Raw genomic sequence first — 11,710 nt, forward strand, 5'->3', positions numbered from 1 at the left:
ATTCCGACAGACCAGCTTCAGCCCAGCGCCTCCGCATCGACGGCGTAGAGCAGCCCGGCGCCGCCGGTCGCCCCGGCTTCCAGCCCGATCGCCTCCGGCACGATGCGTTCCAGATAGAAGCGCGCCGCCGCCTTCTTAAGCGCCAGGAAGGCCGGGTCCGCATCGGCAGTCTCCGCCGCGCGCGCCTGCCGCGCCATCAGCCAGCCGCAGGTCGCGACCGACAGCATGGTCAGGAACGGATGGCTGCCGGCCAGCCGGTCCTCCGCGCCCGCCGCCGCCAGCGTGGCGCCGGCCCGTTCGACCGCGCCGACCAGCGCCGCCAGTTCCGGCACAGCTTCCGCCCGGATGTCGGCGAGCAGCGCGGCGAACACCGCGCCGCCTTCCAGCCCCAGCTTGCGGCCGACCAGATCGGCGGCCTGGATGCCGTTGGTCCCCTCGTAAATCGGCGCGATCCGCGCATCGCGAAAATGCTGGGCGGCGCCCGTCTCCTCGATATAGCCCATGCCGCCATGGACCTGCACGCCAAGCGACGACACCTCGCAGCCGACGTCGGTGCCATAGGCCTTGGCGAGCGGGGTCAGCAGGTCGAGCCGCGCCTGCGCGTCGGCGTCGCCCAGATGCGCGCGGTCGAGCTGGCCGCCGGCGTAATAGACCAGCGCTCGCGCCGCCTGGGTCAGCGCCGCCATCCTGAGCAGCATCCGCCGCACGTCGGGATAGGCGGCGATCGGCTGGCCGCCCTGCACCCGCTCGCGCGCATAGGCGGCGGCCTGCTGGCGCGCCCGCTCGGCGATCTGCACGCCCTGCAGGCCGACGTTCAGCCGCGCGTTGTTCATCATCGTGAACATCGCCCGCATCCCGCCATTCTCCGCGCCAATCAGCCAGCCGTGGCAGTCCCCATTGTCGCCATAGGCCATGACGCAGGTCGGCGAGGCGTGGATGCCCAGCTTGTGCTCGATCGACACGCAGCGCACGTCGTTGGGCGTGCCGTCCAGCCGGATTTTGGGGACGATGAACAGTGAGATGCCGCGCGTTCCCGCCGGCGCCCCCGGCGTGCGGGCGAGGACGAGGTGGACGATATTGTCGGTCAGGTCGTGCTCGCCGAAGGTGATGAAGATCTTGGTGCCGGCGATCCGCCAGCTTCCGTCCTCCGCCGGCGTCGCCCGCGTCTTCAGCGCGCCGACGTCGGAGCCGGCCTGCGGCTCGGTCAGGTTCATCGTGCCGTTCCATTCGCCGGTCACCAGCTTCGGCAGCCAGGCGGCGCGCTGTTCGTCGGTGCCGTGCTGGACCAGCGCCTCGATCGCCGCCGGGGTCAGCATGTTGACCAGCGAAAAGCCCATATTGGCGGTGCCAAGATCCTCCATCACCACCGTCGCCAGCACGTTGGGCAGGCCCTGCCCGCCAAATGCCTCCGGCGCGCTGATGCTGCCCCAGCCATTGGCAACGAACGCCTGATACGCCTCGCGGAAACCGTCCGGCATCGTTACCGCGCCGTCGTTCCACACCGCGCCGACCTCGTCGCCGACGCGGTTGAGCGGCGCATATTCCCCGGCGGCGAACGCCCCCGCCCCGTCGACGATCGCATCGACCAGATCGGGCGTCGCGGCGGCGAAGCGCTCATGCGCCGCCAGCTCGGCGATGCCGACGATATGGTCGAGGAGGAAACGCTGTTCGGCGGTCGGCGGGGTGAAGGGCATCGGGGCCATCCGGTCTTGCTTGTGGGTTCCCAGCGCTATAGCCCGGCCGCGACATAGCGTCCAAAGGCCATTGCATGCCCATCCTCGTCACCGGAGCCGCCGGTTTCATCGGCTACCACCTCGCCGCGCGGCTGTTGGCGCGGGGTGGCCGGGTGATCGGCATCGACAATTTCAACGCCTATTATCCGCCGGCGCTGAAGGAGGACCGGGTCGCCGACCTCACCGCCCGCTTCGGCGACGCCTTCCGCCCGCTGCGCGTCGACTTCGCCGACGCCGATGCGCTCGACGCCGCGCTGGCCGGGGTCGACTTCGGCAGCATCGCCCATCTCGGCGCCCAGCCGGGGGTGCGCTATTCGATCGACAATCCGCGCGCCTATGCCCGCGCCAACCTGCTCGGCCACCTGAACATGCTGGAAGTGGCGCGCCACCGCGCGGTGCCGATGGTCTACGCCTCCTCCTCCTCGGTCTACGGCGGCAATGCCAGCACCCCGTTCCGGGTCGAGGACCGGGTCGACCACCCGGTATCGCTCTATGCCGCGACCAAGAAGGCCGACGAATTGATGAGCGAGACCTACGCTCATCTCTACCGCATCCCGCTGACCGGCCTGCGCTTCTTCACCGTCTACGGCCCGTGGGGGCGGCCGGACATGGCACCCTGGCTGTTCACCAGCGCGATCCTGGAGGGCCGGCCGATCAGGGTGTTCAACCACGGGCGGATGCGCCGCGACTTCACCTATATCGACGACATCGTCTCCGGCGTCGTCGCCTGCCTCGACAACCCGCCGCCCGACGACGGCGCGCCGAAGGCGGGCGGCAGCACCGCGCCGCACCGCCTCTACAATATCGGCAACAACCGGTCGGAGGCGCTGACCGACTTCATCGCGGCGATCGAGCAGGCCTGCGGCCGCAGCGCGATCCGCGACCTGCAACCGATGCAGCCCGGCGACGTGCCGGAAACCTATGCCGACATCTCGGCGATCGCCGACGAGCTCGGCTATGCGCCGACCACCGATATCGCGAGCGGCATCCCGCGCTTCGTCGCCTGGTTCCGCGCCTATCACGGGATTTGACATGGCATCGGTCGAAACCGTGCTGCAGCCGTTCGGGGCCGACAGCATCGCCGAAGCGGCGGCGCTGATCCGCGCCGGCCAGCCGGTCGCCGTGCCCACGGAGACGGTCTACGGCCTCGCCGCCGACGCGACGAGCGGCGAGGCGGTGGCGCGGATCTACGCCGCCAAGGGCCGCCCGGCCTTCAACCCGTTGATCGTCCACGTCGCCGATCGCGCCGCCGCCGAGCGGATCGCGGTGTTCGACGCCACCGCCCGCGCGCTCGCCGACGTGTTCTGGCCGGGGCCGCTGACGCTGGTGCTGCCGCTCGCCGCCGGCTCGCTGGTCGCCGGCATCGCCACCGCCGGGCTGCGGACAGTGGCGCTGCGCTGCCCGGCGCACCGGGCGATGGCGGCTTTGCTTGCCGAAACCGGCCTGCCGCTCGCTGCACCCTCCGCCAACGCCAGCGGCACGATCAGCCCGACGCGCGCCGCCCATGTCCTGCGCAGCCTCGACGGCCGGATCGCGATGGTGATCGACGACGGCCCAACCACCCACGGTATCGAGTCGACGATCGTCGCCGTCGGTGCCGACGGGCTGCGCCTGCTCCGCCCCGGCCCGATCGACGCCAGGACGCTGGCGGAAGCGGCGGGACTGCCGGTCGCCGCGCCGGCCGCCGCCGGCATCGAGGCCCCGGGCCAGATGGCCAGCCACTACGCCCCGTCCAAGCCGATCCGCCTCAACATCAGCGGCGATCCGGGCGCTGCGTTTCTGATCGGCTTCGGCCCGGGCACCTGCGACTATACGCTGAGCGAAGACGGCGACCCGGTGGTGGCGGCGGCGCGGCTGTTCGACGCGCTCCACACCGCCGACGCGGCGCCGCACCCGGCGATCGCCGTCCGCCCGATCCCCGCGGCCGGCCTCGGCGCCGCGCTCAACGACCGCCTCCGCCGCGCTGCTGCGCCGCGTTAGGACGACAGGCACGGCACCCGCCTCGCCTGTCAGACGCCGTTACCCCAGCAGGCTTTTCGCGAACGCCCGCACATCGGCGCCGATATCCTCGCGCTCCAGCGCCAGCGCCAGATTGGCCTGGATGTAACCGGCCTTGTCGCCGCAATCGTAGCGCACGCCGTCAAAGGTCAGGCCGTGGAACGGCTGCTTGCCGATCATCGTCGCCATCGCGTCGGTCAACTGGATTTCGCCACCGGCGCCACTTTCCTGCCGGCTCAGCACATCCATCACCTCCGGCTGGAGGATATAGCGGCCGATCACCGCCAGGTTGGACGGGGCGGTGCCGGCGGCCGGCTTCTCGACCAGGCCCCTGACTTCGGTAACCGCGCCGTCGCGCCCGCCGGGGGTGATGACGCCGTACATATGGGTGCGGTCGGCCGGCACCTCCTGCGCGCAGATGACGTTGCCGCCGCCGATCCGCTCATAGGCGTCGACCATCTGTTTCAGGCAGCCGGGCCTGCCGACCATGAAGTCGTCGGCGAGCAGCACCGCGAACGGCTCGTCGCCGACGATGTCGCGCGCGCACCAGACGGCGTGGCCCAGCCCCATCGGCTCCTGCTGGCGGACATAGGCGGCGGAACCCGGCGTCATCCGCGTCGCATCGAGCATGGCGAGCGACTTGCCGCGACTCGCCATCGTCGTCTCCAGCTCGTAGGCGATATCGAAATGGTCCTCGATCGCCGACTTGCCGCGCCCCGTGACGAAGATCATCTGCTCGATCCCCGCCTCGCGCGCCTCGTCGACCGCGTACTGGATCAGCGGCCGGTCGACCACCGGCAGCATTTCCTTCGGCAGCGCCTTGGTCGCCGGCAGGAAACGCGTGCCGAGACCGCCAACCGGAAACACCGCCTTACGAAGCCGTTTCATGCAATACCCCTGTTACCTCACCACACATAACGCAGCCGGGCGTTACACCCGGAAGCTTAATCCTTGCCTGCCATGCCCTGTCAGGAGGCGACGGACGCCTTCACGCCCCGTGCCTGCACCACCGGCCCCTGCCGCTTGCGCTCGGTGTCGACCCAGTCGACATTGCCGTCGGCCGACGCATATTCCGGCACCGCCAGCAGCAGCGCGTCCCGCGCCTGCTCGACATTGCCGGCGGCAATCGCCGCCCGGGTCCGCTGGATCACCGGCATCAGCATCTCCCAGGACCGGAAAACCTCCGTCGCCTTCATGATCCGGGGGTGGGCGGTCGGCTGCGGATTGTCGCCGATCAGCAATTCCTCGTACAGCTTCTCGCCGGGGCGCAGGCCGATTTCCCTAATCTCGACGTCACCGGCCGGATGGGCCTTGTCGCGCACGGTCAGACCGGACAGCTCGATCATCCGCCGCGCCAGATCGATGATCCGCACCGGCTCGCCCATGTCGAGGACGAAGACCTCGCCGCCCTCGGCCATCGCCCCGGCCTGAATGACCAGCTGCGCCGCCTCCGGAATGGTCATGAAATAGCGGGTGATCTCCGCATGGGTGACGGTCACCGGCCCCCCATCGCGGATCTGCTGGCGGAACAGCGGCACCACCGACCCGCTCGATCCCAGCACATTGCCGAACCGGACCATCGCGAAACGGGTGCCGCCCTGCTCCGCCGCCAGCGCCTGAAGCACCAGCTCGGCGAAACGCTTGGTCGCACCCATCACATTGGTCGGCCGCACCGCCTTGTCGGTGCTGATCAGCACGAAATCGTCGACGCCATGCTCGATCGCGGCCAGCGCCACCGTCATCGTGCCAATCACGTTGTTGCGGATGCCCTCGATCGGGTTGTGCTCGACCAGCGGCACATGCTTGTAGGCGGCGGCGTGGTAGACGGTGTTCGGCCGCCAGGTTTCCATCAGCGCCGCCATCCGGCCGGAATCGTCGACCGAGGCGAGCAGCGGCACCAGACGCGGCGGCTGTCCGACCGCGCCAGCCGCTGTGGCGGCGGCAAGGCGCTTCAGCAGGTCGCGGTGGATCGCATAAAGCGCGAATTCGCTCATTTCGACGAGCAGCAGCACGGACGGCCGCTCGGCGAGAATCTGGCGGCACAGCTCGCTGCCGATCGACCCGCCCGCGCCGGTGACCAGCACCACCTTGTCGCGGATATTGTAGCGCATCCGTTCCGCGTCCGGCGCTACCGCATCGCGGCCGAGCAGATCGTCGATCTCCAGTTCGCGGACATCGCTGGCCAGCACGTCGCCGCGCGCCAGGTCCATCAGGCCGGGCAGCGTCCGCACCCCGACCTGCGCCTTGCGCAGCCGCTCGATGATCGCGTTGCGGCAGCTGCGCGACGCCGATGGGATCGCCAGCAGGATATCGTTGACCTTCAGCCGTTCGATCACCACCGGCAGCTTCGCCGGATTGTAGATGGTCAGGCCGTTCAGCGTGCGGTTGTGCAGGCTCTCGTCATCGTCGAGGAAACCGACGACCCGCATTTCGGTGCTGTTGGCAACCGCGCCGAACAACTGGCGCCCGGACGAGCCGGCGCCGTAGATCAGCACGTTGTCCCGCCGCCGGCTGCTGTTCAGAATCGCCTGATAGGCGCCGCCCAGCCAATAGGCGGCGACCGCGCGCGTCGCGCCGACGAACAGCAGCAGCAGCACCGGCTGGATCAGGCCGACGGTGCGCGGCACGCCAGGCGCGCCGACCGCGGTGAACCAGGCGGCATAGAGCAGGCCGTAGATCGCCACCGCCCGCGCCGCTGCCAGGAAGGCGCGGGTACCTGCGAAGCGGAACACCGTGCGATACAGGCCGGCCATGCTGAAGATCGGAATCGCGAGCAGGATCGACACGAAAACCGGCAACAGCCGCCCGTCGGACAGCGTTACCCATTCGCCGATGCGCAGGAAATAGGCCAGCCAGACGGTCAGCACGCACAAGCCGACGTCGACGCTGACGACAATCACGCGCTTCGAAATGCGCGGCAACCCGAGCAACGGGGAAATAGCCTTGTCGAAATTCATTCCAGACTCCGCGAAGTGCGCGAACACAACGCCCCCCCGAATACGCCGAGGCCGGCTATGAGCCGGGAAATGCTGTCAGATCAAGCCTTTCGCTGATCAGGTCGGCGTGTTCGATGCACATTATGCGCCGATCGCGTTAAATTTCATGACACTAGCAGGCCCTGCGCCGCGGCCTGATACAGGCCCCGATAGGCGGCGATCATCATACTTTCGTCGAAACGATCGGCCGCGACGGCGCGATTGGCGGCGCCAACCGCCCGGCGCAGTCGCCGGTCGGCGAGCAGCGCGGCCAGCGCCCGCGCCAGCGCAGCCTCGTCGTCGGCGGGGGTTATGAACGGCCGGTTCTCGACCGCGACCATGGCGGCGATGTCGCCCACTGCCGGGGCGACGACCGGCAGGCCGGCGGCCATCGCCTCGATCAGCGACAGCGGCGCCTGCTCGCTGTCCGACGACAGGGCAAATACGTCGAACAGGCCGATGTGCCGCCACGGCGCGGCGACATGGCCGGGCAGGTGGACGCGCCCGGCGATCCCCCGCGCCCGTGCCTCGGCCAGGATCGCGCCGCGTTCCGGCCCGTCGCCCAGGATCAGCAGATCGGCATCGCCGCCGGCCGCCGCGACGGCGCGGACCAGCCGCGGCAGATTCTTGACCGGGCGCAGGCCGGCGACGCTGCCGACCACCGGCCGCCCCCGCCGCCGGACAAAGCCGGGCAGCGGCTCCGGCCGCTGGATCCGGCTGTCGATCGGGACGCCGTTCTCGATGCGGTGAAGCCGCGCCGCCGGCTGCTTCCACACACTCCGCGCGATCGCCTCCAGCCGGCGGGATGGCACGACCAGCGCCGCCGCGCCGGGCAGGGCGATGCGGCGGAACAGGTTGCGGCCGCCGTTCAGCCGCACCGCCTCATCGGCGCCGAAGCCGTCCTCGTGGTGGACGAGCGGCGGGCCACCGAACAGGCGCCGCGCCATCACCGCGTCCATCGCCCCCCAGTTGTAGGTCAGGATCAGGTCGAACCCCGCCATATAGCCGGCAAGCGCGCGGTAGCGGGCGAGGCCGGGACGGCCGGCGAGTGGCGGCGCGTCGGCGGGGAAGCGCGCGTCGATTCCCGGCGCGATCGCGGCGCGGGCACCGAGCGCGCCGGGCACCGCGCTGACGATGCTGTGGGTCGCGGAAGCGCCGAATGCATTGATCAGCCGCACGGCGCGCGCTTCCTTTCCGCCCGGCGCGAAGGTCGAATGGAGATGCAGGATGTGCACCGCCGCCGCTTCAGCGCGCGGCGGCGACGCGGGCAAGCAGCCGATCGACCGCCGCGACCGCATCCGGCTCGCCAAGCGCCGGCGCATGGCCGACGGCGGGCACGGTCACCGCCTCGGCCAGCGGCAGCCGCGCGCCCATCCGACCCAGCGTCTCTGCGCTCAGCACGTCGGACAGCGCGCCGCGCAGCAGCAGCGCCGGTGTCCCTGCCAGCCGGTCGAGCGCCGGCCACAGGTCGATACCGCCGTCGCCACCGGGGGCGCGGAACGGCTCGGCGATCTTCTGGTCATAGTCGAGGACGACGCGCCCGGCCGCGTTCAGCCGGTAGAGCCGCTTGGCCATCACCAGCCAGTCGGGCAGGCGATAGCCGGGGTAGATCGCGGCGTTCGCCTCCGCCACCGCCCGCGCCGCGTGCAGCCAGGTCGGGAACGACCCGCCCTTGCCGACCTGGGCGCGGATGCGGGCAAGGCCGGTGGCGTCGATGTCCGGGCCGATGTCGTTCAGGACCACCCCGACCATCGTCTCGCGCGCGGCGGCGGCGAGCAGCATCGCCACCAGCCCGCCGAGCGAGGTGCCGATCGCGACGAAGCGGGCGATGCCCAACTCGCCGAGCAGCGCCTCGACATCCTGCACATAGGTCAGCGGCACGTAGGACATCGGGTCCTTGGCATAGGCACTGTCGCCCCGGCCCCGGAAATCAACGGCGATCACCCGCCAGTCCGGCGCCAGCCGCTCGGCCAGTTCCTCGAAATCGCGAGCGTTGCGGGTCAGGCCGGGCAGGCACAGCAGCGGCGGCAGCCCGGTGCCGCCGGCATAGTCGCGGTAGTGGAGCCGCAAGCCGTCGTTCGACCACCAGTATCCGTCGACGAAATCGGCCATGCTTGCGTCCCTTGCCAAGGCCACCCCATATCGCCGCATGGTTCCTCCCCCGCAAGCCTGTCGCCCCGACACGCCGATCACCGCGCTCGGCGCGCTGATCGCGGTGCCGGTCGCCGCCGCCGCCTTCCCGGAAACGGTGCTGCGCTACCGCAACGACCGGGCGGCGGCGGAGGTCGGGCTGGACGGGCTGGACGACGCGGCATGGACCGCTCATTTTGGCCGCTTCGCGCCGCTGCCCGGCAACCTGCCGCAACCGCTGGCGCTCAAATATCACGGCCATCAGTTCCGCATCTACAACCCGCAGTTGGGCGACGGGCGCGGCTTCCTGTTCGCCCAGCTTCGCGACCGCGCCGGTCGGCTGATGGACCTTGGCACCAAGGGGTCCGGCCAGACCCCTTACAGCCGCTTCGGCGACGGCCGGCTGACCCTGAAAGGCGCGGTGCGCGAAATACTGGCGGCGGAAATGCTGGAGGCGCTTGGCGTCCACACCTCGCGCGCGCTGTCGGTGATCGAGACCGGCGAACAACTGACCCGCAACGACGAGCCGTCGCCGACCCGTTCGGCGGTGCTCGTCCGGCTCAGCCACGGCCATATCCGCATCGGCAGCTTCCAGCGCCTCGCCCATGGCGGCGACACGGACGGGCTCAGCCGCCTCGCCGCCTATGCGCTGGAACAGTATTATGGCGAGGAAGCGGGCGACGACGCCCCGGCACGGCTGCTCGGCCATGTCGCCGCCGGCGCCGCCCGGCTTGCCGCCAGCTACATCGCCGCCGGCTTCGTCCACGGCGTGCTGAACAGCGACAATATCAACATCACCGCCGAAAGCTTCGACTACGGCCCGTGGCGCTTCGCGCCGCACTTCGATCCGCAGTTCACCGCCGCCTATTTCGACCATGCCGGCCTCTACGCCTTCGGCCGCCAGCCGGAGGCGATCCAGTGGGATGTCGTCCAGCTCGCGATCGCGCTCAGCCCGGTGGCCGACCGCGACGCGCTGGTCGCCGCGCTGGAACGCTTTCCCGCCGCCTATGACGCAGCGCTGGCCGAACGGATGCTGTGGCGGCTGGGCGTCGTCCAGCAAGGTGCGGCGGCCGACGGCGCGCTGGTGCTGGCGCTGGAACAGGCGCTGATCGACAGCGGCGTACCGATCGACCGCTTCTTCTTCGACTGGTCCGGCGGCACCCTGCGCGATCGCGAGCGCGCGCCCGCTTATGCCGGCGACGCCTTCGCCGATTTCCGCGCGCTGATCGCCTGCTACCGCCCCGCGCGCGGCCATACCCACCCCTACTGGCGGGGTGAACCCTGTTCGATGCTGATCGACGAGGTCGAGGCGCTCTGGGCGCCGATCGCGAAGGCCGACGACTGGACCGCCTTTTACGCCAAGATCGCCGCCGTCCGGGCCATGGGCGAGGCATTGACCGGCGCTGCCAAATGATGTGGAGCGTTTCTTGAAGGAATGGGAGCGTATGGCGGCTGACATCATTTCGACTGAACCGGCGACCGGCGCGACCGTGTGGCAGGCCCCAGCCAGCGACGTCGATGCGGAGGTCGCCGCCGCTCGCGCCGCCTGGGCCGGCTGGGCATCGCAATCGCTGGCCTTCCGCACCGAGGCGCTGCGCCGCTTCGCCAACGTCGTGCGCGGCCGGCACGAGGCGCTGGCCGACCTGATCGCGCGCGAGACCGGCAAGCCGCTGTGGGAAGCCCGCACCGAAGTGGATTCGGTGGTCAACAAGGTCGACATCTCGGTCGCCGCCTATGCGGAACGCACCGCCCAGCGCCGGATGGAAGGCGCGCTCGGCGGCCGCACCGCGCTGCGCCACAAGCCGCACGGCGTGCTGGCGGTGCTCGGCCCCTACAACTTCCCGGCCCACCTGCCCAACGGCCACATCATCCCGGCCCTGCTCGCCGGCAACGCGGTGGTGTTCAAGCCGTCCGAAAAGACGCCGGCGGTCGGGCGGATGCTGGTCGAATGTTACCATGCCGCCGGGGTGCCGGAAGGGGCGGTACGCCTCGTCGTCGGCGGGCCGGACGCCGGCCGGGCGCTCGCCGGCCACCGCGCCATCGACGGGCTGCTGTTCACCGGATCGGCGCGCGCCGGCCTCTCCCTCCACCGCCAGTTCGCCGACACGCCGGAAAGGATCCTGGCGCTGGAGATGGGCGGCAACAACCCGCTGGTGGTGTGGGACACCGTCGACATCCATTCGGCGGCGGTGCTGGTCATCCAGTCCGCCTTCCTGTCGGCCGGGCAGCGCTGCACCGCCGCGCGGCGGCTGATCGTGCGCGACGGCGCGCATGAACCGCTGCTCGCCGAGGTGGTCAAGCTGACCGACCGGCTGATCATCGGCGAACCGCACAGCGACCCGGCGCCCTATCTCGGCCCGGTGATCGACAACGCCGCCGCCGACACGCTGACCGAGGCATTTCTCGACCTGATGATGAAGGGCGGCCGCCCGATCAAGCACCTCGAACGGCCGATCGACGGCCGGCCATTCCTGAAACCGGCGATCATCGACGTGACCGACGTCGCCGACCGGCCCGACGAGGAAATGTTCGGCCCGGTTCTGCAAATGATCCGCGTGCCCGACTTCGAAGCGGCGCTGGCCGAAGCAAACAACACCCGCTACGGCCTCAGCGCCTCGCTGGTCGGCGGCTCGCCGCAGCTTTACGACCAGTTCTGGGCCAATGTCCGCGCCGGCATCGTCAACTGGAACCGGCCGACCAACGGCGCCTCCTCCTCCGCCCCGTTCGGCGGCATCGGCCTGTCCGGCAACCACCGGCCAAGCGCCTATTACGCCGCCGATTATTGCGCCTATCCGGTCGTGTCGTCGGAGGCGGAACAGCCGCGCGCGTCGCTCGGCATCGGCCTGCGAGACGGCTGAGCCGCATTCTCTTTCT

At 70.3% G+C, this 11,710-nt stretch carries 9 protein-coding genes; 4 read left to right on the forward strand and 5 right to left on the reverse strand.

What is annotated here, in order from left to right; genetic code table 11:
• Positions 1–17: 17 nt before the first annotated feature.
• Entirely contained in the window at positions 18–1,694 is a 1,677-nt protein-coding gene (locus E4A53_RS00475) for an acyl-CoA dehydrogenase family protein (protein ID WP_136161386.1), read from the reverse strand.
• 74 nt (positions 1,695–1,768) lie between these two features.
• Here E4A53_RS00475 and E4A53_RS00480 point away from each other — a divergent pair, with 74 nt between their 5' ends.
• Together E4A53_RS00480 and E4A53_RS00485 are read left to right on the forward strand one after the other, a co-directional pair.
• Positions 1,769–2,764: an NAD-dependent epimerase/dehydratase family protein gene (locus tag E4A53_RS00480; RefSeq protein WP_136161150.1), complete on the forward strand. Its 996-nt coding sequence runs from the start codon at positions 1,769–1,771 to the stop codon at positions 2,762–2,764.
• Between the two features lies 1 nt (position 2,765).
• A complete protein-coding gene (locus E4A53_RS00485) occupies positions 2,766–3,713 on the forward strand; it encodes an L-threonylcarbamoyladenylate synthase (protein ID WP_136161151.1) in 948 nt (315 codons plus the stop codon).
• A 39-nt stretch (positions 3,714–3,752) separates the two neighbouring features.
• On the opposite strand, the gene galU is transcribed toward E4A53_RS00485, so the two are convergent.
• From galU to E4A53_RS00505, 4 genes are all read right to left on the reverse strand, one after another.
• Positions 3,753–4,619: a UTP--glucose-1-phosphate uridylyltransferase GalU gene (gene galU / locus E4A53_RS00490; protein WP_136161152.1), complete on the reverse strand. Its 867-nt coding sequence runs from the start codon at positions 4,617–4,619 to the stop codon at positions 3,753–3,755.
• Positions 4,620–4,699: 80 nt separating this feature from the next.
• Complete coding sequence (locus E4A53_RS00495; protein ID WP_136161153.1) at positions 4,700–6,688, reverse strand: polysaccharide biosynthesis protein; 1,989 nt, start codon at positions 6,686–6,688, stop codon at positions 4,700–4,702.
• A 143-nt stretch (positions 6,689–6,831) separates the two neighbouring features.
• Positions 6,832–7,941: a glycosyltransferase gene (locus E4A53_RS00500; RefSeq protein WP_239018062.1), complete on the reverse strand. Its 1,110-nt coding sequence runs from the start codon at positions 7,939–7,941 to the stop codon at positions 6,832–6,834.
• A 10-nt stretch (positions 7,942–7,951) separates the two neighbouring features.
• Positions 7,952–8,818, reverse strand: coding sequence for an alpha/beta fold hydrolase (locus E4A53_RS00505; protein WP_136161155.1), 867 nt, complete (start codon positions 8,816–8,818; stop codon positions 7,952–7,954).
• Between the two features lie 37 nt (positions 8,819–8,855).
• Here E4A53_RS00505 and E4A53_RS00510 point away from each other — a divergent pair, with 37 nt between their 5' ends.
• Both E4A53_RS00510 and astD read left to right on the forward strand, forming a co-directional pair.
• Positions 8,856–10,250 carry a protein adenylyltransferase SelO family protein gene (locus tag E4A53_RS00510; protein ID WP_136161156.1) on the forward strand — a complete coding sequence of 465 codons (1,395 nt, stop codon included), beginning with the start codon at positions 8,856–8,858 and terminating at the stop codon, positions 10,248–10,250.
• Between the two features lie 31 nt (positions 10,251–10,281).
• Complete coding sequence (gene astD / locus E4A53_RS00515) at positions 10,282–11,694, forward strand: succinylglutamate-semialdehyde dehydrogenase (protein WP_136161157.1); 1,413 nt, start codon at positions 10,282–10,284, stop codon at positions 11,692–11,694.
• The last annotated feature ends 16 nt before the right edge of the window (positions 11,695–11,710 follow it).

The sequence above is a fragment of the Sphingomonas flavalba genome, from assembly GCF_004796535.1.
Taxonomy (GTDB): domain Bacteria; phylum Pseudomonadota; class Alphaproteobacteria; order Sphingomonadales; family Sphingomonadaceae; genus Sphingomonas_L; species Sphingomonas_L flavalba.